The following is a 24,215-nucleotide window of genomic DNA, read 5'->3' on the forward strand; positions in this document are numbered from 1 at the left end:
GCCTCTTCGCGGGCAAGCCCGCTCCCACAGCTTCCCCGCTGCCTTTGAATCCAGCGGGGAAGCTGTGGGAGCGGGCTTGCCCGCGAAAGGGCCGGCATTGATAACACAACTTTCACCGACCCAGCGCAAAGATCTAGTCACAGCAACGATTACAGTTACCCCTGAGCGCCGACAAGAGCGCCACCATCGACCTGATGACGAGGATCCACCATGGTTTCATCCACCCCCGCGACCCACTACGCGCGCCTGTCCATCGCTCTGCACTGGCTGATGCTGGTGCTGCTGGCCGCCGTCTACGCCTGCATCGAGTTGCGCGGCCTGTTCCCCAAGGACAGCGCCGAGCGCAATCTGATGAAGGACCTGCATTTCATGCTCGGTCTCACGGTTTTCCTGTTGGTCTGGCTGCGCCTGGCCGTACGCCTGAGCCGCCCTGCTCCGCCCATCGTGCCCAAGCCGCCGGCCTGGCAGACCGGCCTGGCCCACCTGATGCACCTGGCGCTGTACCTGCTGATGATCGGCCTGCCGTTGGCCGGTTGGCTGATCCTCAGCGCCGCCGACAAGCCGGTGCCGTTTTATGGCCTGGAGTTGCCGCACCTGATCGGCGCGGATCCCGACCAGGCCAAGTTCATCAAGGGCTGGCATGAGCGCGTGGCCACCTGGGGTTACTGGCTGATCGGCCTGCATGCACTGGCCGGGCTGTATCATCACTACGTGCAGCGCGACAACACGCTGCTGCGCATGCTGCCCTACAAGTAACCGCGCCGGCCCTGCAGGCCACCGGTGTGGAGAAAGATCAGCCGAGTGCCGGGCGCGAACAGCCCGGCCTCGACCTGCTCACGCAGAGCCAGCAGCGCCTTGCCGGTGTAGAGGGCCTCCAGGGGAATGCCCGTATGGCGTTCGGCTTCATCAATGAACGCCAGCAGTTCATCATCCAACTTGGCGAAACCACCCCGACAGGCCCCGTGCAACTGGTAGCCACGCGTGCCAGCCAGCTCCGCGACGGCTTGCGGCACGCCATGATTCATTGGCACCGCCAAAGCACCATGCACCGCATGCGCCCCCGCCTCTGCGAGCACCAGGCCTGCCAGGGTCGTACCGCTACCGGCGGGCAGCCACCAAGCGTCATAATCCGACCATCCCACGGAGGCCAGCTGAGCCCGGGCCTGCTCGACGATCAACCTGCACCCCTGGGCTCCCGCCAGGCCACCACCGCCCTCTGGGATGCAATGCCAGCCGGGGTAGCGTGCCTGCCAGGGTTCCCAGAAGCCCGCTTCGTTACGACTGCGGTAACCCCCATAGCCAAGCCAGTGCAGCTGCATGCCCAGCGCCTGCAGATCACGCACCGTGGGCGTGTCCTGGACGTGGCCACGCAACAGGCCCGAAGTGGCGAAGCCGAAACGCTTGCCAGCAGCCGCCAGCGCGTGGAGGTGGTTGGAATGGTTGCCACCCAGGCTGATCAGTCCAGGGGCGCTTGCCTCATGGGCATGCAGCAGGTGGTGGCGCAGTTTGAACCACTTGTTGCCACTGATCAGCGGGTCGATCAGGTCCAGGCGCAGGATACCGACTTCGATCCCAGCAGTTGCCAGCCAGGGAAGGTTGAGAGGTTGCAGAGGGGCATTGGGAAGGTCTGAAAAAGAGAGCGTCATGCGCGTCAGTTTACAGCGAAAGGGCCGCACAGCGGCCCCCTGCCCTGTCAGAGCTCGGCAGCCAACCGCGAACCCTGGTTGATCGCGCGCTTGGCATCCAGCTCCGCCGCCACATCCGCACCGCCGATCAGGTGCACCGACTGTCCTGCCGCTACCAGGCCTTCGTGCAGCTCACGCAGCGGATCCTGCCCAGCGCAGATCACCACGTTGTCCACCGCCAGCACCTGCGGCTCGCCTTCGCCAATACGGATGTGCAAGCCCGCATCATCGATACCCAGGTACTCGACGCTGTTGAGCATCTGCACCTGCTTGTTCTTGAGCCCCGTGCGGTGGATCCAGCCGGTGGTCTTGCCCAGGCCGTCGCCGACCTTGGACTTCTTGCGCTGCAGCAAGTACACCTGCCGCGCTGGCGCATGCGGCTCGGCCTTGATCCCGGCCACACCGCCCCGCGCTTCAAGACGGGTATCGATGCCCCACTCCTTCCAGAACGCCTCGCGGTCCTGGCTGCTGGCCACGCCCTGATGCACCAGGTATTCGGAGACATCGAAGCCGATCCCGCCCGCGCCGATCACCGCCACCGCCTCACCAACCGGCTTGCGCTGCAGCAGCACGTCCAGGTAGCTGAGCACCTTGGCATGCTCGACACCCGGAATCGCCGGGGTACGTGGCGCGATGCCAGTGGCCAGGATGATCTCGTCGTAACCACCCGCCAGCAGCTGCGGCACGTCGACGCGGGTGTTCAGGCGCAGATCGACGCCGGTGCTGTTCACCTTGTTGCGGAAGTAGCGCAGGGTCTCGAAGAACTCCTCCTTGCCCGGCACCCGCTTGGCGACATTGAACTGCCCGCCGATCTCGCTGGCGCTGTCGAACAGGGTCACTTCATGGCCACGCTCGGCCGCCACGGTGGCGGCTGCCAGACCGGCGGGGCCGGCACCGACCACGGCAATGCGTTTCACCGTGCGCACGGGCAGGTAGTTGAGCTCGGTCTCGTGACAGGCGCGCGGGTTGACCAGGCAGCTGGTCAGCTTGCCGCCAAAGGTGTGGTCAAGGCAGGCCTGATTGCAGCCGATGCAGGTGTTGATCTCGTTGCTGCGCCCTTCAGCCGCCTTGTTGACGAAATCCGGATCGGCCAGGAACGGCCGGGCCATCGAGACCATGTCGGCATCACCCTCGGCCAGCACCGCCTCGGCCACCTCCGGGGTGTTGATGCGGTTGGTGGTGATCAGCGGGATCTTCACGGCGCCCCGCAACTTGGCGGTGACCTTGCTGAACGCCGCGCGCGGCACCTTGGTGGCGATGGTAGGAATGCGCGCTTCGTGCCAGCCGATGCCGGTATTGATGATCGTGGCACCGGCCAATTCGATGGCCTTGGCCAGCAGCTCGATCTCGTCCCAGGTGCTGCCGCCCTCGACCAGGTCGAGCATCGACAGGCGGAAGATGATGATGAAGTTCGGGCCTACGGCGTCGCGCACCCGGCTGACGATGTCCACCGCCAGGCGCATGCGGTTCTCGTAGCTGCCACCCCAACGGTCGGTGCGGTGGTTGGTGTGGGCGGCGAGGAACTGGTTGATGAAGTAGCCTTCCGAACCCATGATCTCGACGCCGTCATAGCCGGCGCGCTGGGCCAGCACGGCGCAATTGACGAAGTCGGCAATCTGCTTTTCGATGCCCGCCTCGTCCAGCTCCTTGGGCTTGAACGGGTTGATAGGTGCCTGGATCGCGCTGGGCGCCACCTGACGCGGACTGTAGGCGTAGCGCCCGGCATGCAGGATCTGCAGGCAGATCTTGCCGCCAGCGGCATGCACGGCGTCGGTGACGATGCGGTGCTTGTCGGCCTCTTCATCGGTGCTCAGCTTGGCCGCACCGGAATACACCCCGCCTTCATCGTTGGGCGCAATACCACCGGTGACCATCAGGCCGACACCGCCACGGGCGCGCTCGGCAAAATAGGCCGCCATGCGCTCGAAGCCGCCGGGGCGCTCCTCCAGGCCGGTATGCATCGAGCCCATCAGGGTGCGGTTGCGCAGGGTGGTGAAGCCCAGGTCGAGCGGGGCCAGCAAATGCGGGTAGCGGTCGGCAGCCATGGATAAATTCCCCAGGTGGCGTGATCACGGAATGCGGGTGCCTCAACGGGCCCCGTCGTTTATCTGTCAGTGACATTAAACAACCGTTTGAACGCGCTCAATGATCGAAACTGACAACTTATTGATCCTCCCGCACAGCAGGACTACCCTAGGAAGCTCCGTACCCCAAGGCGCTGTAACGCTGCATGCGAAATCTTCTGGCAAGCGCCCTGGCGCTGGTGATGATCGCCGCCCTTTGCGGCTATGGCTTCTGGACCCAACAACGTCCGGAAGGTCACTACCTCTCCGACTTGCGCATCGAACTGGCGCTCAACCATGGTGTGCCCGGCGCACAGGGCAACTTGTTGGGCGTCGAACCCCTCCTCTACCCCAGCGACTACCAAAACCTGCAGCGCCTGCATCGCAAGCTCTCTGCCTACCTGCAACAAGCCCGCGCCCAGGGCCTGGTCGGCTCGCGCACGGTGGTGGTGCTGCCCGAACACATCGGCACCTGGCTGTGGGCCCGCGGCGAAAAGAACGAGCTGTATCAGGTTACCCGCAACCACGAGGCCGAGCAGTGGTTGGAGCTGAGCAATCCGCTGCGCTATGGCCTGGCGATGTTGCGGGCCAGCGGCGACGACCGTAGGGCCGACGCCCACCTGCGCATGAAAGCCCAGCAGATGGCCAGCGACTACCAGCAACTGTTCGGCGGCCTGGCTAAAGAATTCGGCGTGACACTGGTTGCCGGCTCGATCGTGCTGCCAGCTCCCTATGTGGAACAAGGCGTGCTACATGCAGGCAGCGGGCCGCTGTTCAACAGCAGCGTGGTGTTTGCCAGCGATGGCTCCCTGCTTGGCCAGCCACAGCGCCAGCAATACCCCGACAGCGAAGTGCGCAGGTACATCCATCATGGTCGGCATTTCCCGCTACAGGTCTTGCAGACCCCGGCCGGGCGACTCGGCGTACTCATTGGCAGTGACAGCTGGTATCCGGAAAACCAACGCCAGCTGGAACAACAGCAGGTACAGCTGATCGCCAACCCGGTTTTCCTCAGCGGCAAAGGCAGCTGGGAGGCACCTTGGCGCGGCAATCGGCATCAGGACGCCGCAGCCGAACTGGCGCTGCAGCGTGGCGAAGTCAGTGAGCAGACCGCCTGGCAACGCCTGACCCAGACCGCCGGCAATGGGGCTATCAGCATGAGCGTATTCATGCGTGGGCAGTTCTGGGAACAAGGCAGTGACGGCCAAGGCTTTGCCCACCAGGCGGGCGAGTTGCTGGCGGGCCCACCCAGCCACGGCGCCCGCCTGCTGAACTTGTGGTTGTAGGTGCATGGCCCGCCCACGTGTGCGCCTGGGCGACCTGTCGGTAGGTTTCGTCCAGCCGCTGGCCGAGGCCTTGCAAGAGCTTGGTCACGATCCACAACCCCTGCTGCGCCGCTACGGTCTAGACCCCACGCGCTTGGCCGAAGCCGGCGCGCGTTTGTCGATCCCGCGCTATATGCACCTGGGGCATGCTGCCATTGCGCTGTGTGGCGAGCCGGGCCTGGGCCTGCACATGGGCCGCCTCAGCCGGTTGGCGCAAGCCGGCTTGGCGGGGGTCACGGCGGCCCAAGCGCCGACGCTGGGCGATGCCGCCCGCACACTGCTGCGCTTCGAGCCAGTGTATGCCGCCAACTACCGCGGCCATTCGAGCTACCAGGAAGACGCCCAAGGGGCATGGCTGCGCTTCTACTCGATCAGCCCCTACAACGCCTACAACCGTTTCGTCGTTGACTCGTTGCTGACCGGCTGGCTGGCCCAACTCGCGGCCCTGGTCGATACACCCGTGCAGGCCGAGCGCCTGGAGATCGAGTTCGATGCTCCCGCCTATGCTGCGCAGTACCAGCCCTTGTGTAGCGGTGCCGTGCAATTCGGCGCCAACGGCAACCAACTACGTCTGGGCCGCGCCACGCTGGAGCTGGCCAACCCGCAGCATTGCCCGAGCACCTGGCAGCACCTGCTGCAGCTGTGTGAAACCGAAATGCTGCAACGCACGCGAGTACGCAGCCTGGGTGAGCGCATCACCCACCTTCTGGGCCCACTGCTTAATGGCGGCCGGGAACCGGACCTGGAAGAAGTGGCGCTGCGCCTGCAACTGCCCACCTGGACCTTGCGCCGCAAACTGGCAGAAGAAGGTACGCGCTTTCGCGATCTTCTCAATGACACCAGGCGCGATCTGGCCGAGACCTATATCCGCGATACGGAACTGGCCTTCGGCGAGATTGCCTATTTGTTGGGATTTGCATCGGCAGAGGCCTTCCAGCGCGCATTCAAGCGCTGGACGGGCCTTACGCCGGGGGAGTTCCGTCGCAGCCAGCGACAGGCCGGTTAAAGCTCGGTGGCGTCGTCAGCGGGTTCCGGAGGGTCCAGCTCATAGGCCTGAAACTCGAGCAGCTCTTCCTGATAATCGCCCATAGCCCTGCGTCCTCTCCACTCATTTATCTTCGTTAGTCATGCCTTCAACCTAAGCAATTGGGATGAAGTATTGATGACAAGCTTATGAGTGGTAAACGTAGCAGGTGTTCTGGAACTTATCGCCGCTCATCTGTAACAGTGTCTGTACCGAGCGGATCACGCTTTAAAGCGCAGCGGGTGCCGCCTCTGCGGGCTGCGCATCCTGCTGCACCTGGATCGGTGCAGATTCCGTTGGCGGCGCGACAGGCTGTGAGCCCTTGCTGTCATCCACTGCCGGTGCCGCTGCTGCTTCACTCGCCGGCGCTATTGCTGCTGGCGCTGGCGCTTCGGGAGTGGCAACAGGGGCTGCAGAGACCTGCTCAGGTAGCCCAAGGGCAGGCGTTGGTTTATCTACCTGTGGTGCAGGCGCCTCAACCTTGGTCTTGCTGACCTTCTTCGGCTTGGGCTTGGGCAGGTAGCTTTCGACCAAGGCAAAGTAACGTTCGTAGAACTGCGGCGCGGTCACCGTCTCGCTCGCGACCTTGACCATGGAGTCGTCACTCGAGCCAATCGGCATCGATACCGAGCCCAATATGCCGACACCGAGGCTGGCAGAGGTGTTGGACTTCTTCAGCGCATAACGGTCCTGCAGCGCGTTGGCGAACATGGTCGAGCGCTGCTCGTCGCTGCTGTCGGGCGCGCAGGTGACGCTGAAGCTGATCTGCAGGTGGTTATCGCTGTTCTGCTGGAAGCTCTTGTTGCCAGCGACCTGATTGGCGCCACTGCTGGTGATGATGTAGCCCTGGCTCAGCAGCGCACGCCGCGCAGCCTCGCACGTGCCTGCCTCGCTGACCGGGAAGCTACGCGAGTAGGTGCCCGAGTCATCGAAGTTTTCGTGCTCGTAGATGGCGGCTTTTTTCGAGGAGCAACCGGACACCCCCGCCAGCACCAGGGCCAGCCCGAGCGCACCAAAGACGGATGATCTGGTCATTGCCAATTCCGGGTAAGTCGAGAGGTGCCTATTGTGCCTCACAGCGCCCTTGTACTGAAACCGTTCATCTGTGAAGAGTCTGTCAGCTTCGTGTAAATGTCGAATGTGCAGGCGCAGAAACGAAAAAAGCGACCCTAAGGTCGCTTTCTCGTTTTGCTTCGAGGCGTTCAAGGGGCCTCAAGGCGAAGATGGCGCAGCGGACGGGACTCGAACCCGCGACCCCCGGCGTGACAGGCCGGTATTCTAACCGACTGAACTACCGCTGCGTATCGCTCGGGCTTGCGCCCGTTTGAAACTGGAGCCTGCCCTTCCGGTACGAAAACCTCAGAGCAGACACAAAAAAAGCAACACGATGATCGCTCCTTTTGTTGCTTCGAGGCGTTCAAGGGGCCTCGAAACGAAGATGGCGCAGCGGACGGGACTCGAACCCGCGACCCCCGGCGTGACAGGCCGGTATTCTAACCGACTGAACTACCGCTGCGTATCGCTCAGGCTTGCGCCCGATTGAAACTGGGATCAGTCTCCGGCATGTCTGCCTTTGACTTCAGACCGGTGCCAGGCACCCATCTGTTACTGAAAAATGGCGCAGCGGACGGGACTCGAACCCGCGACCCCCGGCGTGACAGGCCGGTATTCTAACCGACTGAACTACCGCTGCGCAGAATGGCTTATCAGGCCTTGTTCCTCTCTGGCGATGGCTTCTTTCGAAGCTTCCTGCACCAGGAACGCTCAGGAAGTGGTGGGTGATGACGGGATCGAACCGCCGACCCTCTGCTTGTAAGGCAGATGCTCTCCCGGCTGAGCTAATCACCCCCGCGATGTTGCTTGTTGCGTTTGCTTCGCTGAGGCCGCGAAATTTACGCAGATGGCGAAGCTAAGTCAATAGCCCCGTTGAATTTTTTTCAAAAAAGGCAAAAACGGAAAGGAGACCTTTCGGCCCCTTCCCTGACAGCGTCATGCTCAGGTGTAGATCATCTTGCGGGTCATGCCGCCATCGACCACGAACTCCTGGCCGGTGACGAACGCCGCCTGGCGTGACAGCAACCAGGACACCATGGCCGCAACGTCCTCCACCGTCCCTACCCTGCCCGTCGGGTGCTGGACATGATCGGCTTCGGTCAGCGGTTCGGCACGGCGCTGGGACGGGTCACGTGCATCGATCCAGCCCGGGCTTACCGCATTGACGCGGATCTCCGGGCCCAAGCTCATGGCCAGGGCATGGGTCAACGCCACCAGCCCCCCCTTGCTTGCCGCATAGGCCTCGGTGTCCGGCTCGGATTGCCGGGCACGCGTCGAGGTCAGGTTGACGATCGCGCCATTGTGCGCACGCAGGTACGGCGCGCAGTGCTTGGCCAACAGCATAGGGCCATTGAGGTTGACCGCCAGCACCCGATTCCATTGCGCCAGGCTCAGGCTTTCCAAGGTCTGGTTGTGCGGGTTGGCGATGGCTGCGTTGCACACCAACGCGTCCAATCGGCCGAACTGCCCCAGCACCTCGGAAACCCCGGCACTGACCTGGGCTTCGTCAGCAACGTCCATGGTGATGAACCAGGCGTTCTCACCCAGGGCCTTGGCGACTTTGGCGCCGCGCGGACGGTCGAGGTCGCTGAGCACCACCTGCCAGCCTTCACAGATCAACCAGGCGGCAATGCCCAGGCCGATGCCGCGTGCGGCACCCGTGACCAAGGCTACCCGGCCGTTATGACCGGGTGCACCGCCGCTGATTTCGATCACAGTGCTGCCAGCCCACGTGCAAGGTCCGCCTGCAGGTCGGCCACATCTTCCAAACCGACCGCAACGCGAACCAGGCTGTCACGAATACCTGCCGCCTCACGCTCCTGCGGCGACAAACGGCCGTGGGACGTAGTAGCCGGATGCGCAATGGTGGTCTTGCTGTCACCCAGGTTGGTGGTGATCGAAATCACCCGGGTGGCATCGATGAAGCGCCAGGCACCTTCCTTGCCACCTTTGACTTCGAAGCTGACCACCGCACCGAAGCCACTCATCTGGCGTTTGGCCAGTTCGTGCTGCGGGTGGCTGGGCAGGCCGGCGTAGTGCACCTTCTCGATGCCGTCCTGCTGCTCCAGCCATTCGGCCAGCTGCTGAGCGCTCTCGCAGTGCGCACGCATACGCAGCTTGAGGGTTTCCAGGCCCTTGGTGAAGATCCAGGCGTTGAACGGGCTGAGGGTCGGGCCGGCGGTACGCAGGAAACCCACCACTTCTTTCATCTGCTCGCTGCGCCCGGCCACCACGCCGCCCATGCAACGGCCTTGGCCGTCGATAAACTTGGTTGCCGAGTGGAACACGATGTCGGCACCGAGCTTGAGCGGCTGCTGCAGCGCCGGGGTGCTGAAGCAGTTGTCCACCACCAGCATGGCGCCACGGGCATGGGCGACTTCGCTGAGGGCGGCGATATCGACCAGTTCAGCCAGCGGGTTGGACGGCGACTCGACGATCAGCAGTTTGGTGTTGGCCTTGATGGCCTTCGCCCAACCCGACAGGTCGACCAGCGGCACATAGTCCACCTCGACGCCAAAGCGCTTGAAGTACTTCTCGAACAGGCTGATGGTCGAGCCGAACACGCTCTGCGACACCAGCACATGATCACCGGCACTGCACAGCGACATGACCACGGCGAGGATCGCCGCCATGCCGGTGGAGGTGGCCACGGCCTGCTCGGCGCCTTCCATGGCCGCCAGGCGTTCCTCGAAGGCACGCACAGTCGGGTTGGTGTAGCGTGAGTAGACGTTGCCCGGGGTATCACCGGCGAAGCGCGCGGCCGCATCGGCAGCCGTGCGGAAGACATAGCTGGAGGTCAGGAACAGCGCTTCGCTGTGCTCCGCCTCCGGTGTCCGGTTCTGACCGGCGCGCACCGCCAGGGTGTCGAAACCGACACCCTCGAGGTCGCTGTCCAGTCGCCCGGCATCCCATTGATCCGTCATGCCGTCGCTCCCTGAATCAATTGTTGTAGAGGTCGATGATCGCGCTGACCGCCTGGGTTTTCACCTTGGCCAGGTCATTACGGGCCTGCTCGATGCGATCGAGGTAGGCTTCATCGATGTCACCGGTAACGTATTCACCGTTGAACACCGCGCAATCGAAGTGCTCGATCTTGATCTTGCCGCCACCGACAGAATCGATCAGGTCCGGCAGGTCCTGATAGATCAGCCAATCGGCGCCGATCAACTCGGCCACCTGCTCGGTGGTACGGTTGTGGGCGATCAATTCGTGAGCGCTCGGCATGTCGATGCCGTAGACGTTGGGGTAGCGTACTGCAGGTGCGGCGGAGCAGAAGTAGACGTTTTTCGCGCCGGCTTCGCGGGCCATCTGGATGATCTGCTTGCAGGTGGTGCCACGTACGATCGAGTCGTCGACCAGCATCACGTTCTTGCCGCGGAATTCCAATTCGATGGCGTTGAGCTTCTGGCGTACCGACTTCTTGCGCGCGGCCTGGCCGGGCATGATGAAGGTGCGGCCGATGTAACGGTTCTTGACGAAACCTTCGCGGAACTTGACGCCCAGGCGGTTGGCCAGCTCAAGCGCGGCAGTACGGCTGGTATCCGGAATCGGGATGACCACATCGATGTCGTGCTCGGGGCGCTCGCGCATGATCTTGTCGGCGAGCTTTTCGCCCATGCGCAGACGCGCCTTGTACACCGAGATACCGTCGATGATCGAGTCCGGACGGGCCAGGTAGACGTGCTCGAAGATGCACGGCTGCAGCTTCGGGCTTTGCGCGCACTGCTTGGTGTACAACTGGCCTTCTTCGGTGATGTACACCGCTTCGCCCGGCGCCAGGTCGCGGATCAGGGTGAAGCCAAGCACGTCCAGGGCCACGCTTTCCGAGGCGATCATGTATTCCACGCCTTCGTCGGTGTGACGTTGGCCGAACACCACCGGGCGGATGCCGTTCGGATCACGGAAACCGACGATACCGTAGCCGGTGACCATCGCCACCACCGCATAACCGCCAACACAGCGGCTGTGCACGTGGGAAACAGCAGCGAATACGTCTTCTTCGGTCGGCTGCAGCTTGCCGCGCACGGCCAGCTCGTGGGCGAACACGTTCAGCAGCACTTCCGAATCGGAGTTGGTGTTGACGTGGCGCAGGTCGGACTCGTAAATCTCCTTGGCCAACTGCTCGACGTTGGTCAAGTTACCGTTGTGCGCCAGGGTGATGCCGTACGGCGAGTTGACGTAGAACGGCTGGGCCTCGGCCGAAGTCGAGCTGCCCGCAGTCGGGTAGCGGACGTGGCCGATACCCATGTGGCCTACCAGGCGCTGCATGTGGCGCTGCTGGAAGACATCGCGCACCAGGCCATTATCCTTGCGCAGGAACAACCGGCCGTCGTGGCTGGTCACGATACCGGCAGCGTCCTGGCCGCGGTGCTGGAGGACCGTAAGCGCGTCATACAGCGCCTGATTGACGTTCGACTTACCGACGATACCGACGATGCCACACATGCGACGCAACCCCTACTTTGATGAAACTTGAGTGAATAGCGCTCAAGGCCTTGCAGGCCCGAGCAGCTGTTCCTTGAACGGAAGATCAGCCGGAGTGCTGATCATCCCACTGGACATCCACTGACTGGAAAAACCCAGAATCAGGTTTTTGGACCAGTCAGCGACCAATAGAAATTGTGGTATCAGGCGAGATTCCTGCCACCAGGGATCTTGCTGCACCGGCCCAAGGCTGAGCAAGCCGATGGCCACCACCACAAGCAAGCCCCCGCGCGCAGCGCCGAAGGCCATGCCGAGAAAACGATCGGTGCCGGACAGCCCGGTGACGCGGATCAGCTCGCCGACGAGGAAGTTGACCATCGCCCCCACCAGCAAGGTGGCGACGAACAGAATCGCGCAGCCGGCGATGATGCGCATCGACGGGGTCTGGATATAACTTTCAAGGTACACCGAGAGCGACCCGCCGAACATCCAGGCGACTGCACCGGCAATGATCCAGATGAGCAGGGACAGGGCTTCCTTGACGAAGCCGCGCTTGAGACTGATCAGTGTGGAAACGGCGATGATCGCGATGATCGCCCAATCAACCCAGGTAAATGCCACGATGCTGCCTGCAGACGTTTGAGGCGGCGCATTTTACCAGAGCGGCGGGCTGTGGGTAAGCAGAATGTCAGGTCGTTTGGTAGCGCCTTGATTACCGCGCGAGCCCGCTCCCACAGGCTTTTCGTGGACTCTCAAGTCAAGAAAAGCCAGTGGCAGCGATGCGCCTCAAGCGTTAGCCGCGCTCCGGCTGGAAACGCACCACGAAACCCTTCAGATTCTGCTTGCGATTGATTGCATCACGCACGCGCTCGGCCTCGGCACGCTCGATCAACGGCCCGACATAAACCCGATTCATGCCACCAGCAGAGCGGATGTAGGCGTTGTAGCCCTGGCTACGCAGCGTATTCTGCAAGCTCTCGGCACCCGCGCGATTGGAAAGGCTGGCCAATTGGATCGACCAGCTCACCGGCAGGCCGTTGGCGTCGATTTTCGACGGCGCGGTCGCAGTGACCGCAGGCGCTGGCGTTGCAGCCTTGGGCGCTGGCGTTGGCACCGGCGTCTGGGCCTTGGGTTGCGCCTGGGTCTGCGGCGATGGCGTAATCGGCTGGGTCGGCGTGGTCGCCGGCGCGGTGGATTCATTGACCACCACTGGCGGCTGCTGCGGCTCTTCCGGCAACGGTTGCGGCTCTGGCACCGCAACCGGCTCCACTTTGACTTCAGGCAGCGTCGGCATCGCTGGGGCCTGCGGAGCCTCGACACGCACCTGACGCATCTCGTCCTCGCGGGTGAACAGCATCGGCAGGAAGATCACCGCCAGCGCCACCAGCACCAACGCACCCACCATGCGCTGCTTCATCCCTTTGTCCAGCACTGCCATCTACTCACCCCTCCAGGGCTTGGCGCCCCAGCCATTCCAGGGCCTCGGCGACACAGAAAAACGAACCGAACAACAGGACCTGGTCATCCGCCGTCGCCTGCGCGCATTGCCCTTCGAGGGCGGCGTCGACACTGGCATAAGACTTCACCGCAACACCGCGGTTCGTCAAGGCACCGGCAAGGTCGGCAGCCGGACGGCTGCGTGGCGATTGCAACGGCGTGACCGCCCACGCGTCGACCAGGCCCTGCAAGGGCTCGAGAACGCCTTCCAGGTCTTTGTCGGCAAGCAATCCGAAGACAGCCAAGCGCCGGCCTTTGAGCGGTCGCGCTGATAGGCGACGCGCCAGGTATTCTGCCGCATGGGGGTTGTGCCCCACATCCAGCAGCAGCTCCACACGCTTGCCGTGCCAATTGAGTGTGCGCCGGTCCAGGCGCCCGGTGATACGGGTATCGAGCAGCGCCTTGCGGATCCGCCCGGCATCCCAGGGCAGGCCCATCAGCAGGTAGGCCTGCAGAGCCAGGGTGGCGTTCTCCATCGGCAGGTCGAGCAACGGCAAGTCGTGCAGGTCTACACGCGCGCCGTCCGCCGTGGTGCCACGCCAATGCCAGGCACCCTCGTCGCTGGTCAAATCAAAATCATGGCCTCGCAGGAACAACGGCGCCGCCAATTCACGAGCCTTGTCCAGCAACGGCTGAGGTGGATCCTGGTCACCGCACAGTGCCGGCTTGCCTTGGCGGAAGATGCCGGCTTTCTCGAAGGCCACCAACTCACGGGTATCGCCCAGGTAATCGACATGATCGACTCCGATACTGGTGACCAGCGCCAAATCGGCATCGACCACGTTCACGGTATCCAAGCGGCCACCAAGCCCTACTTCGAGCACCACGGCATCGAGTTCAGACTGATAGAACAGCCAGAACGCCGCCAAGGTACCCATTTCGAAGTAGGTCAGGGAAGTCTCGCCCCGCGCCGCTTCGACGGCAGCGAAGGCTTCGCACAAGCGCTGATCGCTGGCCTCATGGCCGTCGATCAACACCCGTTCGTTGTAGCGCAGCAGGTGTGGCGAGCTGTAAACGCCAACCTTGAGCCCCTGGGCACGCAGCAGCGACGCCACGAACGCGCAGGTCGAGCCTTTGCCGTTTGTGCCGGTGACCGTCACCACACGGGGCGCCAGCTTGCCCAGCGCCAGCCGGGCAAGCACCTGCTGCGAACGTTCCAGCCCCATGTCGATCGCCGACGGGTGCAGGTGTTCGAGGTAGGCGAGCCATTCGCCCAGGGTTCTTTCTTTCATCACGCGACCGCGTCGACCTCACGAGCCTGCGCAGGGGTTTCCTGACCGGTCATCTGCGCCAGCAGGCGGGCCAGACGCGGTCGCAGATCGCCACGCGAAATGATCAAGTCGATGGCACCGTGCTCCAGCAGGAACTCGCTGCGCTGGAAGCCTTCCGGCAGTTTCTCGCGCACGGTCTGCTCGATCACGCGCGGGCCGGCAAAGCCGATCAGCGCCTTCGGCTCACCGACGATGACGTCGCCAAGCATTGCCAGGCTGGCGGAAACACCGCCGTAGACCGGGTCGGTCAGCACCGAGATGAACGGAATGCCTTCTTCACGCAGGCGCGCCAGCACGGCCGAAGTCTTGGCCATCTGCATCAGCGAGATCAGCGCTTCCTGCATGCGAGCGCCACCCGAGGCCGAGAAGCAGATCATCGGGCAGCGGTTTTCCAGGGCATAGTTGGCAGCGCGAACGAAACGCTCGCCAACGATGGCACCCATCGAGCCACCCATGAACGAGAATTCGAAGGCGCTGACCACGATCGGCATGCCCATCAGGGTGCCACTCATGGAGATCAGCGCGTCTTTCTCGCCGGTCTGCTTCTGCGCACCGGTCAGGCGGTCCTTGTACTTCTTGCCGTCACGGAACTTCAGGCGGTCGACCGGCTCCAGCTCGGCGCCCAGTTCGGCACGGCCTTCGGCGTCGAGGAAGATGTCGATGCGCGCACGGGCGCCGATGCGCATGTGATGGTTGCACTTGGGGCAGACATCCAGGGTTTTTTCCAGCTCCGGACGATACAGCACGGCCTCGCAGGCTGGGCACTTGTGCCACAGGCCTTCTGGCACCGAGCTCTTCTTCACCTCGGAACGCATGATCGAAGGGATCAGTTTGTCGACTAACCAGTTGCTCATGCTTTATTTCTCCAGTATTGGCGGGCGGGGACCGGTCTGGCCGGCCATGCCCTGCCCTTTGAGCTCAATGTCTTCTATGAAACGATGGCGGCTCGGCCACAGGGGCTGCCTGTGCGCCACGCCGCCTTCAATATGTGCTTCGGCCGCCCGGCATGCCGGCAGCCACCCCGCAGGGCTGCGAAAGCTATGGACGATGGCGCGCAGCCAGCCGTCACATCTGGCATCACGCCTGATTGACCGCGCGCATGAACGCTTCGATTTTCGCGGCGTCCTTGATGCCTTTTGCCTGCTCGACGCCACCACTGACATCCACCGCATAAGGCTTAACCTGTGCAATGGCCTGGCCAACGTTATCAGCAGACAACCCACCCGCGAGAATGATCGGCTTGCTCAGCCGTGCTGGCACCAGCGACCAGTCGAACGCTTCGCCGGTCCCCCCCGGGACGCCAGCAACATAGGTATCGAGGAGGATGCCACGGGCGCCAGAATAAAGCTGGCACGCCGCCTCGAGATCGTCCCCCGGACGCACCCGCAGCGCCTTGATCCAGGGCCGGTGATAGCCCTCGCACTCGGCCGGGGTTTCGTCGCCGTGGAACTGTAGCAGGTCCAGCGGCACCACCTCGAGGATCTCGTTGAGTTCGCAGCGCGAGGCGTTGACGAACAGGCCTACCGTGGTCACGAACGGCGGCAGCTCGGCGATGATCGCTCGCGCCTGGCGCACGTCAACGGCGCGCGGGCTCTTGGCGTAGAACACGAAGCCGATGGCATCGGCCCCCGCCTCGGCGGCGACCAGTGCGTCTTCGATGCGGGTAATCCCGCAGATCTTGCTGCGAACGTTACTCATGGACTGCAAACCCTGAGAGATCACTGAAAGGCCCGATGGTAGCAAAAGCCTTTTCACCCGTCAGTCGGCCAACGCTTCGTAGCCGCTCAGAAAGTGTGGGCCAATGTAACGTTGTGGCAGCTGAAAGGCTTCCGGGTACTCCACCTGCACCAGGTACAGACCATAGGGATGCGCCGTGACTCCGCCTTCGCGGCGGTTGCGCCCTTCCAGGACCTCACGGGCCCAACTCGCCGGCCGCTCGCCGGCACCTATGGTCATCAGCACCCCGGCGATGTTACGCACCATGTGGTGCAGAAACGCGGTGGCGCGCACGTCCAGCACGATCATCTGGCCATGCCGGGTCACACGCAGGTGATGGATATGCTTGATCGGCGACTTGGCCTGGCACTGGCTGGCGCGAAAGGCGCTGAAGTCGTGGGTGCCGAGCAGGTACTGCGCAGCCTCGGCCATACGCTCGACATCCAGCGGGCGGTGGTTCCAGGTCACTTCCTCAGCCAGGTGCGCCGGGCGAATGGGGTCGTTGTAGATCACGTAGCGATAGCGCCGGGCAGTGGCCTTGAAGCGGGCATGGAAGTCCGCCGGCATCGGCCGCGACCAGACCACGCTGATATCGTGGGGCAGGTTGAAGTTGGTGCCGAGGGTCCAGGCGCGCTCGTCGCGGATGGCCTGGGTATCGAAATGCACGACCTGCCCGCAGCCGTGCACGCCAGCATCGGTGCGCCCGGCGCAGACCACGCTGATCGGCTCGTTGGCGACTTTCGACAGGGCTTGCTCCAGCGCCTGCTGGACGCTGGGCACACCGCTGGCCTGGCGCTGCCAGCCGCGGTAGCGCGAACCTTTGTATTCCACGCCCAGGGCAATTCGGGTGAAGCCTGTAGCGGCCGATTCGGTGTCGATGATGTCCAAGCGCATGAAACCTGTGGGGTAATACGGAATGGCGGGGAGTATAACGACAACGGCAGCCTTGTTGGGCTGCCGTTGGTTTTACCGCGACTGAATCAGACCAGGCGCGAGAGCATCTCCTCGGCTTCGGAGCGTTGGGTGTCGTCGCCATCCTTGACCACTTCGTCGAGGATGTCGCGTGCGCCTTGGTGGTCACCCATGTCGATGTAAGCACGTGCCAGATCGAGCTTGGTGGCCACTTCGTCGCTGCCGGAGAAGAAGTCGAAGTCCAGGTCGTCCAGTGGCTCCGGATCCAGTGCGGCATCTGCTGCGGTGAAATGCGGCTCCAGCGAGGGCGACTCCAGGTTCTGCGACAGCTTGTCGAGCTCGGCGTTGACGTCACTCAACTCTGAGGCAAAGTTCTTGGCGGCTGGCGACTGGTCGTCCAGCGACAGCGACAGGTCGAAGTCGTCCGGCAGCTCCAGTTCGGAAATCGGATCGAATTCCGGGATGGAGTCGAACGCCGCGAGCTCCGCAGCAACGTCCACCGGTGCTTCATCGGCCACCTCAGGCATGCTCGGTTCACCGATATCCAGGTCGAAGTCGGCGAGGTCGTCGACACTCTGCGGCTCAGCCTGAGCCTGCGCCAGCAACGCTTCGAAATCGGCATCGGCATCGGTTTGCAGCTCGGCATCAGGTACGACCGGTTCGGCCTCGTCCTGCAACTGCGTCAGCGCTGCGTCATCCAGCATCGGCGATTCGAGGTCGTTCAGCGGCAGGTCATCATCGAGGCTTAGGTCAAAGGCGCTGTCAAGGTCGTTGTCGTCGACAGCCGGCGTTTCCGTGAAGGCCTCCGTAGCAGGCTCAGGCTCAGCCGCCACGAGCGGCTCCGGATCAACCTCTGCAACCGCTTGCGGCGCTGACTCAGCTTCAGGCTCGGGATCGACCGCTGTCGGTGTGTCCGGCTGATCTTGCAGCAGGTCCTGCACATATTGCTCATCCAGCTCCGCAGCCAATGCCGCAGCCCCCAGGCCCACCGCAGCGGCGCCGAGCATGGCCGGGTAACGCTCTTTGAGCCCGCTCACCTGGGCAACGTTTTCGTCGCTGCCCGGCAGCTTGCGCTCTTGCTCCACGAAGGCGCTGTGATCACCCTGGCGAGCGTAGACTTCCATCAACTTCAGGCGCAGGCCGTCATGCTCCGGCTGCGCTGCGACTGCCGTTTCCAACAGGTCGGCAGCATGGTTCAGGCGCCCACGGGCCAGGCTCTGCTCGACTTCGGCCAACAACTCGGCGTTCGGATCCTCGGCAACCACCGGCTCTGCAACCGGGGCTGGCGCGTCCAGTTTCTCCGCCGCCACGGCCGCTGCGGCCGACGCCGCAACCACAGCTGGCGACAGGGTTACGCTCGGCGCAGAAACCTCCAGCTCATCGAAGCTGCTCGAAGGCAGGTCGAGGTCAGGATTACGCTCACCCTCTTCGGACAGCGCACGCGCCATGCGCAGATGCTTTTCGGCCTCTTGCTGAGCTTTGCGCTTGCGTGCCAACAGCAACAGCAGGAGTAACAGCACCAGGAATGCAGAGCCTGCAATCAGGCCCAGCATGATGGGATTGGCCAGCAGCTCGTCCAGCACACTCGGCTGCTCGGCGGCCGGTGCAGGCTCGGCTGCCGGGGAAACTTCAGGTGCGGTGTCGACCGCAGCGGGTGCTGGCGCCACGATAGGCTCGGCGGGTGGCACCTGAGCGTTATCCGTAGGCTGCTCCGGGGCCGGCTCGCCAGGCAAGGTGGCGACAGGTGCGACCTCAGCAGCGCCACCCTGTGCTTCCAGACGGGCCAATTGGTCGTTCTTCAGCTGGATCAACTTCTGCAGCTTGTCCAGCTGGCTCTGCAGGTCGGTCATCCGGCTTTTCAGTTCGTCATTGTCACGACGGCTGGTATCGAGGCTTTCCTGGGCCACGGCCAGCTTGTCGTTGATCGCCTTGGCGCCAGCGCCAGCCTGGCTGCCAGGGCTGACCAGGCGCAGGTTGTCACCCTGGGCTATACGCTCCGGCGCCGCATCGGCGGCACCACGACGGGTGGCGTCCAGCTGCCGGGCACGCGGGCCCAAGCGCCGGCCTTCCCGCCAGGCCGCGTATTGCTCGGCCACTTCACGGTTCGCTTCGCCCTGGGGAACGCTCTGCACCTGCTGCTGATCGGGCAAGCGCAACACTTGGCCGACTTTCAGCTGGTTGATGTTATTGCCAATGAAAGCATCCGGGTTCAGCGCCTGGATGGCAATCATGGTCTGCTGTACCGAGCCGCCACCCTGGGTGTTGCGCGCGGCGATCTGCCACAAGGTGTCGCGGCGCTTGGTGGTGTAGCTGCCAGCGCTACTGGTGGCCGGGGTGACGTTGGCCGCAGCAGGCTGCTCGCCCTGGGCCTGGGCCTGGTCGAGCAGGACGCTGTAATCGCGCAGCAGGCGGCCCTGGGGCCACATCACCTGGACCAGGAACTTGACCACCGTGCCAGGCAGCGGCTGGCTGGAAGTAACCCGCAGTACACTCTTGCCGTTGGGGTTGATCACCGGGGTGAAGGTGAGGTCCTCGAGGTAGGTAGGATACGCCACCCCGGCCTTGCTGAACTCTTCCGGCGGCGCCAGGCTCGGCGCCACTTCGGCAGCGGTGAGGTCGCGCACATCGAGCAATTCGATTTCGGCGTCCAGCGGCTGGTTCTGCGCCGACTTGAGCGTCAGCTCACCCAACCCCAAGGCATTCGCCACGCCAGACGTCAGCGCAGTCGCTGCCGCCATGGCCAGAACCAGTTTGCGAATTCGAAGCATGACCTCTTCCCTTGTATGAATCGTCCCAAAACCGCGTGCGATGTAGGACAAAAGTGCTCGCCAGTATCTTTTACGCCATGCGTTTAATCAACAATTGCGCCACCTGCACGGCGTTGAGCGCGGCGCCCTTGCGCAGGTTGTCGGTGGTCAGCCACAGGTTGAGCTGCTGGTCTTCATCGACACCATGACGTACACGACCAACATAGACCACGTCTTGGCCAACTGCGTCACCTACCGGCGTTGGATAATCATCGCGCTCGACCAGCTCGACGCTGTCAGCGCTCTCCAGCGCAGCATTCACCGCCCCCAGATCGACCGAGTTACGGCTCTGCACCGCCACACTGAAGCTATCGCCGAAAAACACCGGGACTTGAATGCAACTCACGGAAATCTTCAGTTCGGGCTGTTCCAGCAGCACACGCAGCTCGCTGACAAGACGTTGCTCAACACCTGTGTGGCCTTGCTCGTCGACGGCACCGACCTGGCCCAGCACATTGAACGCCACCTGGCGGTCGAAGAAGCGCGGCTCCATTGGGCGGGCATTGAGCAGTTCGGCGGTTTGCCGGGCCAGTTCGCCGACCGCTTCGCGCCCCTGTGCAGACACTGCGAGGGCGGCCATCACTTGCACCCGCTCGATGTCCAGCAGCCCTTTGAGGGGGGCCAGCGCTACTGCCAGCGCCACTGCTGCAGAGCTTGGGCTGGCCAGAAGCGCCGGCAATTTGAGTTTGGCAATACTGTCGGCATTGGCTTCCGGCACCACGGCAAGCGCATCATCGAGGCCGCCGGACAGGTCGATGACGGTACAACCGGCCTGCTGCGCCTTGTTCGCGAAACTGCGGCTGACGGCAGGGCTGGCGGCGAAGAAGGCCAGTTTTACCTGGGCGAAGTCAAAGCTGTCGACTTCACGCACTTTGATCTTCTTGCCCGCGAACATCACGCTGCTGCCCGCCGACTCCATGCTGGCCAACAGGTGCAGGGTGCCGACCGGGAAACTCAGCTCTTCGAGAATCTGTACGAGGGTTTCACCGACGCTACCGGTGGCGCCTACGACGGCGATATCCAGAAGTTGGGTCATGGCGGGGGTCCTTTTTGCTGATACGGCGGGGGCGGCACTTTACTTGGATTGTAGGTGTTTGTCTGTGCTGGCCTCTTCGCGGCTAAAACCGCTCCCACTGGAAAGTAGTCATTCAGTGGGAGCGGTTTTAGCCGCGAAGAGGCCAGCACAGGCATAAAAAAACCCGCACTGTCACCAGCACGGGTTTTCAGACAAGCCGCAGCGATCAACGCTCCAGCAGGATCCGCAGCATGCGCCGCAGCGGCTCGGCAGCACCCCACAGTAGTTGGTCGCCGACGGTGAACGCGCCCAGGTACTGGGAACCCATGTTCAGCTTGCGCAGACGGCCTACCGGAATGTTCAGCGTACCGGTGACGTTGGTCGGGCTCAGCTCCTGCATGCTGATCTCACGCTGGTTGGGCACCAGCTTCACCCACGGATTGTGCTGGCTGATCATGCCTTCAATATCGGCCAGCGGTACGTCCTTGTTCAGCTTGATGGTCAGTGCCTGGCTGTGGCAGCGCATGGCGCCGATGCGCACGCAGATGCCATCGACCGGGATCGGGCTCTTGAAGCGACCGAGGATCTTGTTGGTTTCGGCCTGGGCCTTCCACTCTTCGCGGCTCTGACCGTTCGGCAATTCCTTGTCGATCCACGGGATCAGGCTGCCGGCCAGCGGCACGCCGAAATTCTCGGTCGGGTAGGCTTCGCTGCGCATGGCCTCGGCAACCTTGCGGTCGATGTCGAGGATGGCGGCAGCCGGGTTGGCCAGGTCTTCGGCCACGGCCGCATGGGTTGCGCCCATCTGCTTGATCAGCTCGCGCATGTTCTGCGCGCCGGCACCGGAGGCCGCCTGGTAGGTCATGGCGCTCATCCACTCGACCAGGCCAGCTTCGAACAGGCCGCCCAAGCCCATCAGCATCAGGCTGACGGTGCAGTTGCCGCCGATGTAATTCTTGGTACCGGCATCGAGCTGCTGGTCAATTACCTTGCGGTTGACCGGGTCGAGCACGATTACCGCATCGTCCTGCATGCGCAGCGACGAGGCCGCATCGATCCAGTAACCCTGCCAGCCGGCTTCACGCAGCTTAGGGAAGACCTCGTTGGTGTAGTCGCCGCCCTGACAGGTCAGGATCACGTCGAGGGTCTTCAGCTCTTCAATCGAATAAGCGTCCTTGAGCGGAGCAATATCCTTGCCCACGTTCGGGCCCTGGCCACCGACATTGGAGGTGGTGAAGAACACCGGCTCGATAAGGTCAAAGTCCTGCTCTTCCAGCATCCGCTGCATGAGCACGGAACCGACCATGCCGCGCCAACCGATCAGACCTACACGTTTCATCGCAACTACACCCTTGCTAAAAGTGGGCCGCCACCGACCAAAAACGGTGACGGGCCAGAGAGATTACAGATTCCGCAGCGCTGCGACTACTGCGTCGCCCATTTCCTGCGTGCCTACTTTGGTGCAACCTTCCGAGAAGATGTCGCCGGTGCGCAAGCCCTGGTCCAGCACCACGCTTACCGCCTGCTCGATCGCCTCGGCGGCGGCCGTCTGGTTGAAGCTGTAACGCAACATCATCGACACCGACAAAATGGTCGCCAGCGGGTTGGCGATGCCCTGGCCCGCGATGTCCGGCGCCGAGCCGTGGCAAGGCTCGTACATGCCCTTGTTGTCGGCATCCAGCGACGCTGAAGGCAGCATGCCGATGGAACCGGTGAGCATGGAAGCTTCATCCGACAGAATGTCACCGAACATGTTGTCGGTGACCACCACGTCAAATTGCTTGGGTGCGCGCACCAGCTGCATGGCCGCGTTATCGACGTACATGTGGCTCAGTTCGACGTCTGGGTAGCCCTTGGCCACTTCTTCGACCACTTCACGCCACAGCTGGCTGGAGGCCAGGACGTTGGCTTTGTCCACCGAGCACAGCTTCTTGCCGCGCACGCGGGCCATGTCGAAGCCGACACGGGCAATGCGGCGCACTTCGCTTTCGCTGTACGGCAGGGTGTCGTAGGCCTGGCGCTCGCCGCCTTCCAGCTCACGCTGGCCGCGCGGCGCACCGAAGTAGATGCCACCGGTCAGCTCACGGACGATGAGGATGTCCAGGCCAGAGACGATTTCCGGCTTCAGCGAGGAGGCATCGGCCAGTTGCGGATAGAGGATGGCCGGGCGCAAGTTGGCGAACAGGCCCAGTTGTGAACGGATTTTCAGCAGGCCGCGCTCCGGGCGGATGTCACGCTCGATCTTGTCCCACTTCGGGCCGCCCACGGCGCCCAGCAGCACGGCATCGGCCTTGCGTGCACGCTCCAGGGTCTCGTCGGCCAGCGGCACGCCGTGCTTGTCGATGGCCGCGCCACCGATCACGTCGTGCTCAAGGTTCAAATCGAGCTGGAACTTGTCGTTGGCCAGCGCCAGCACCTTGACCGCCTCGGCCATGATTTCCGGACCAATGCCATCACCTGGGAGAATCAGAATCTGCTTGCTCATGCGTTCCTCTATCCATTCAAGCGATGCGACCCATTCGGCCGCATCGAAAAAAACTCAGCGCTCGGCCCACAGCACGATGACATCGGTGCTGAAGGAGCCATCGGTTTCGACCTGGTAATACTGCCGCACTTCTTCACCCATCGCTTGCTGCAATTGGCGGATGGCCACCCGCAACGGCTCAGGCGTGCGCATGCGCTCGACCCACGAATTCCACTCAAGGCGCAGGCGCTGACGCGTATGGCTGCGGGCATGCAGGCCGGCCTCGCTGACCTGACGCTGCCACTCGGCGGCAGAATAATCGCGCACATGACTGGTGTCGCGCAGCACTTCGACCGTTTGCAAATAGGTATCGAACAAAGGGCTGCCCGGCGACATCACGTCGATGAACGCCGCCACGCCGCCTGGCTTCAGCACCCGACGCACTTCACGCAGCGCCAAGCCCAGATCGCTCCAGTGGTGCGCCGAATAGCGGCTGAAAACGTAGTCGAACGAGGCATCGGCGAACGGCAGGCGCTCGGCGGCGCCGCGTTCGGTGGTGATATTGCCCAGGCCGCGCTCGGCGGCGGCGCTGGCGACCACGTCGAGCATCGACTGCGACAGGTCGTAGGCGACCACTTGCGCCACAAGGGGCGCAACGTGGAAGCTGACATGACCGGCGCCACACCCCAGGTCCAGCACGCGCGCCGCGCCCTGCCCCGCCAGCTCGGCCTGCAGCAGGGCGAATTCGCTGCCTTGGGCGTGCACGGCGCTGCTGAGGTAGGCGCTGGCCTGTTCGCCGAACTGGCGTTGGACCACGTCGGTGTGGGTGGTGCTGGTCATGGTTCGATCCTTCAGATTTATTATTGCCTGTTCCGGCCTCTTCGCGGGGCAAGCCCGCTCCCACAGACTCAAAGGAGGCCTTTGTGGGAGCGGGCTTGCCCCGCGAAGAGGCCGGCCC

The 24,215-nt window shown here is 63.2% G+C and carries 20 protein-coding genes and 4 tRNA genes; 3 read left to right on the forward strand and 21 right to left on the reverse strand.

Annotated features, from left to right (window positions below):
* Positions 1-210 precede the first annotated feature (210 nt).
* Positions 211-756, forward strand: a complete 546-nt coding sequence (cybB, locus tag ACZ6YA_RS07770; RefSeq protein ID WP_465896545.1) for a cytochrome b561 — start codon at positions 211-213, stop codon at positions 754-756.
* Here cybB and ACZ6YA_RS07775 read toward each other — a convergent pair.
* Together ACZ6YA_RS07775 and ACZ6YA_RS07780 are read right to left on the reverse strand one after the other, a co-directional pair.
* A complete protein-coding gene (locus ACZ6YA_RS07775; protein WP_465896546.1) occupies positions 747-1,646 on the reverse strand; it encodes a 1-aminocyclopropane-1-carboxylate deaminase/D-cysteine desulfhydrase in 900 nt (299 codons plus the stop codon). The two genes, cybB and ACZ6YA_RS07775, sit on opposite strands and share 10 nt — an antisense overlap.
* Before the next feature lie 47 nt (positions 1,647-1,693).
* On the reverse strand, positions 1,694-3,730 hold the full coding sequence (locus ACZ6YA_RS07780; RefSeq protein WP_465896547.1) for an oxidoreductase: 2,037 nt from the start codon (positions 3,728-3,730) through the stop codon (positions 1,694-1,696).
* A gap of 185 nt (positions 3,731-3,915) precedes the next feature.
* On the opposite strand from ACZ6YA_RS07780, the gene ACZ6YA_RS07785 reads away from it, so the two are divergent.
* On the forward strand, positions 3,916-5,034 hold the full coding sequence (locus ACZ6YA_RS07785) for a nitrilase-related carbon-nitrogen hydrolase (protein WP_465896548.1): 1,119 nt from the start codon (positions 3,916-3,918) through the stop codon (positions 5,032-5,034).
* Between the two features lie 4 nt (positions 5,035-5,038).
* Positions 5,039-6,079, forward strand: coding sequence for an AraC family transcriptional regulator (locus ACZ6YA_RS07790; protein ID WP_465896549.1), 1,041 nt, complete (start codon positions 5,039-5,041; stop codon positions 6,077-6,079).
* A 246-nt stretch (positions 6,080-6,325) separates the two neighbouring features.
* On the opposite strand, the gene ACZ6YA_RS07795 is transcribed toward ACZ6YA_RS07790, so the two are convergent.
* The 19 genes from ACZ6YA_RS07795 to ACZ6YA_RS07885 all read right to left on the reverse strand — a co-directional run bounded on the left by ACZ6YA_RS07795 (position 6,326) and on the right by ACZ6YA_RS07885 (position 24,097).
* Positions 6,326-7,132, reverse strand: coding sequence for a DUF2242 domain-containing protein (locus ACZ6YA_RS07795; protein ID WP_465896550.1), 807 nt, complete (start codon positions 7,130-7,132; stop codon positions 6,326-6,328).
* A gap of 189 nt (positions 7,133-7,321) precedes the next feature.
* Positions 7,322-7,398: transfer RNA gene (locus tag ACZ6YA_RS07800), tRNA-Asp, on the reverse strand.
* Positions 7,399-7,536: 138 nt separating this feature from the next.
* Positions 7,537-7,613, reverse strand: a tRNA-Asp gene (locus ACZ6YA_RS07805).
* A 100-nt stretch (positions 7,614-7,713) separates the two neighbouring features.
* A tRNA-Asp gene (locus ACZ6YA_RS07810) sits at positions 7,714-7,790 on the reverse strand.
* Positions 7,791-7,869: 79 nt separating this feature from the next.
* Positions 7,870-7,945: transfer RNA gene (locus ACZ6YA_RS07815), tRNA-Val, on the reverse strand.
* A gap of 147 nt (positions 7,946-8,092) precedes the next feature.
* Positions 8,093-8,866: an SDR family oxidoreductase gene (locus ACZ6YA_RS07820; RefSeq protein WP_465896551.1), complete on the reverse strand. Its 774-nt coding sequence runs from the start codon at positions 8,864-8,866 to the stop codon at positions 8,093-8,095.
* On the reverse strand, positions 8,863-10,074 hold the full coding sequence (locus ACZ6YA_RS07825) for an O-succinylhomoserine sulfhydrylase (protein WP_465896552.1): 1,212 nt from the start codon (positions 10,072-10,074) through the stop codon (positions 8,863-8,865). The genes ACZ6YA_RS07820 and ACZ6YA_RS07825 overlap by 4 nt, the downstream gene beginning before the upstream one ends.
* Positions 10,075-10,090: 16 nt before the next feature.
* A complete protein-coding gene (gene purF / locus ACZ6YA_RS07830) occupies positions 10,091-11,596 on the reverse strand; it encodes an amidophosphoribosyltransferase (RefSeq protein ID WP_346613761.1) in 1,506 nt (501 codons plus the stop codon).
* Between the two features lie 42 nt (positions 11,597-11,638).
* Positions 11,639-12,196, reverse strand: a complete 558-nt coding sequence (locus ACZ6YA_RS07835) for a CvpA family protein (protein WP_465896553.1) — start codon at positions 12,194-12,196, stop codon at positions 11,639-11,641.
* A 172-nt stretch (positions 12,197-12,368) separates the two neighbouring features.
* Positions 12,369-13,013 (reverse strand): SPOR domain-containing protein, encoded by a 645-nt coding sequence (locus ACZ6YA_RS07840; RefSeq protein WP_465896554.1) that lies wholly within the window; start codon positions 13,011-13,013, stop codon positions 12,369-12,371.
* Between the two features lie 4 nt (positions 13,014-13,017).
* Positions 13,018-14,304: a bifunctional tetrahydrofolate synthase/dihydrofolate synthase gene (folC, locus tag ACZ6YA_RS07845; protein WP_465896555.1), complete on the reverse strand. Its 1,287-nt coding sequence runs from the start codon at positions 14,302-14,304 to the stop codon at positions 13,018-13,020.
* The gene (gene accD, locus ACZ6YA_RS07850; protein ID WP_465896556.1) at positions 14,304-15,197 is read right to left on the reverse strand and encodes an acetyl-CoA carboxylase, carboxyltransferase subunit beta; all 894 of its coding nucleotides are present in this window, start codon (positions 15,195-15,197) and stop codon (positions 14,304-14,306) included. Before accD ends, folC begins: the two co-directional genes overlap by 1 nt.
* A gap of 223 nt (positions 15,198-15,420) precedes the next feature.
* Positions 15,421-16,041: a phosphoribosylanthranilate isomerase gene (locus ACZ6YA_RS07855; RefSeq protein ID WP_465896557.1), complete on the reverse strand. Its 621-nt coding sequence runs from the start codon at positions 16,039-16,041 to the stop codon at positions 15,421-15,423.
* Positions 16,042-16,101: 60 nt separating this feature from the next.
* Positions 16,102-16,953, reverse strand: coding sequence for a tRNA pseudouridine(38-40) synthase TruA (gene truA, locus ACZ6YA_RS07860; protein WP_465896558.1), 852 nt, complete (start codon positions 16,951-16,953; stop codon positions 16,102-16,104).
* Positions 16,954-17,039: 86 nt separating this feature from the next.
* Entirely contained in the window at positions 17,040-19,739 is a 2,700-nt protein-coding gene (locus ACZ6YA_RS07865; RefSeq protein WP_465896559.1) for a motility hub landmark protein FimV, read from the reverse strand.
* 70 nt (positions 19,740-19,809) lie between these two features.
* Positions 19,810-20,814 (reverse strand): aspartate-semialdehyde dehydrogenase, encoded by a 1,005-nt coding sequence (locus ACZ6YA_RS07870; RefSeq protein WP_465896560.1) that lies wholly within the window; start codon positions 20,812-20,814, stop codon positions 19,810-19,812.
* A 205-nt stretch (positions 20,815-21,019) separates the two neighbouring features.
* Positions 21,020-22,132 (reverse strand): aspartate-semialdehyde dehydrogenase, encoded by a 1,113-nt coding sequence (gene asd / locus ACZ6YA_RS07875; RefSeq protein WP_400799066.1) that lies wholly within the window; start codon positions 22,130-22,132, stop codon positions 21,020-21,022.
* A gap of 63 nt (positions 22,133-22,195) precedes the next feature.
* Complete coding sequence (gene leuB, locus ACZ6YA_RS07880; protein WP_465896561.1) at positions 22,196-23,278, reverse strand: 3-isopropylmalate dehydrogenase; 1,083 nt, start codon at positions 23,276-23,278, stop codon at positions 22,196-22,198.
* 54 nt (positions 23,279-23,332) lie between these two features.
* Positions 23,333-24,097, reverse strand: a complete 765-nt coding sequence (locus ACZ6YA_RS07885; protein ID WP_465896562.1) for a class I SAM-dependent methyltransferase — start codon at positions 24,095-24,097, stop codon at positions 23,333-23,335.
* Positions 24,098-24,215 lie beyond the last annotated feature (118 nt).

Source organism: Pseudomonas sp. NPDC090752 (assembly GCF_055584805.1).

Excerpts from the sequence above, each read along its gene's own strand:
- cybB (WP_465896545.1), top strand. The coding sequence starts at position 211 with ATGGTTTCATCCACCCCCGCGACCCACTACGCGCGCCTGTCCATCGCT.
- ACZ6YA_RS07775 (WP_465896546.1), bottom strand. The coding sequence starts at position 1,646 with ATGACGCTCTCTTTTTCAGACCTTCCCAATGCCCCTCTGCAACCTCTC.
- ACZ6YA_RS07780 (WP_465896547.1), bottom strand. The coding sequence starts at position 3,730 with ATGGCTGCCGACCGCTACCCGCATTTGCTGGCCCCGCTCGACCTGGGC.
- ACZ6YA_RS07785 (WP_465896548.1), top strand. The coding sequence starts at position 3,916 with ATGCGAAATCTTCTGGCAAGCGCCCTGGCGCTGGTGATGATCGCCGCC.
- ACZ6YA_RS07790 (WP_465896549.1), top strand. The coding sequence starts at position 5,039 with ATGGCCCGCCCACGTGTGCGCCTGGGCGACCTGTCGGTAGGTTTCGTC.
- ACZ6YA_RS07795 (WP_465896550.1), bottom strand. The coding sequence starts at position 7,132 with ATGACCAGATCATCCGTCTTTGGTGCGCTCGGGCTGGCCCTGGTGCTG.
- ACZ6YA_RS07825 (WP_465896552.1), bottom strand. The coding sequence starts at position 10,074 with ATGACGGATCAATGGGATGCCGGGCGACTGGACAGCGACCTCGAGGGT.
- purF (WP_346613761.1), bottom strand. The coding sequence starts at position 11,596 with ATGTGTGGCATCGTCGGTATCGTCGGTAAGTCGAACGTCAATCAGGCG.
- ACZ6YA_RS07840 (WP_465896554.1), bottom strand. The coding sequence starts at position 13,013 with ATGGCAGTGCTGGACAAAGGGATGAAGCAGCGCATGGTGGGTGCGTTG.
- folC (WP_465896555.1), bottom strand. The coding sequence starts at position 14,304 with ATGAAAGAAAGAACCCTGGGCGAATGGCTCGCCTACCTCGAACACCTG.
- accD (WP_465896556.1), bottom strand. The coding sequence starts at position 15,197 with ATGAGCAACTGGTTAGTCGACAAACTGATCCCTTCGATCATGCGTTCC.
- ACZ6YA_RS07855 (WP_465896557.1), bottom strand. The coding sequence starts at position 16,041 with ATGAGTAACGTTCGCAGCAAGATCTGCGGGATTACCCGCATCGAAGAC.
- truA (WP_465896558.1), bottom strand. The coding sequence starts at position 16,953 with ATGCGCTTGGACATCATCGACACCGAATCGGCCGCTACAGGCTTCACC.
- ACZ6YA_RS07865 (WP_465896559.1), bottom strand. The coding sequence starts at position 19,739 with ATGCTTCGAATTCGCAAACTGGTTCTGGCCATGGCGGCAGCGACTGCG.
- ACZ6YA_RS07870 (WP_465896560.1), bottom strand. The coding sequence starts at position 20,814 with ATGACCCAACTTCTGGATATCGCCGTCGTAGGCGCCACCGGTAGCGTC.
- asd (WP_400799066.1), bottom strand. The coding sequence starts at position 22,132 with ATGAAACGTGTAGGTCTGATCGGTTGGCGCGGCATGGTCGGTTCCGTG.
- leuB (WP_465896561.1), bottom strand. The coding sequence starts at position 23,278 with ATGAGCAAGCAGATTCTGATTCTCCCAGGTGATGGCATTGGTCCGGAA.
- ACZ6YA_RS07885 (WP_465896562.1), bottom strand. The coding sequence starts at position 24,097 with ATGACCAGCACCACCCACACCGACGTGGTCCAACGCCAGTTCGGCGAA.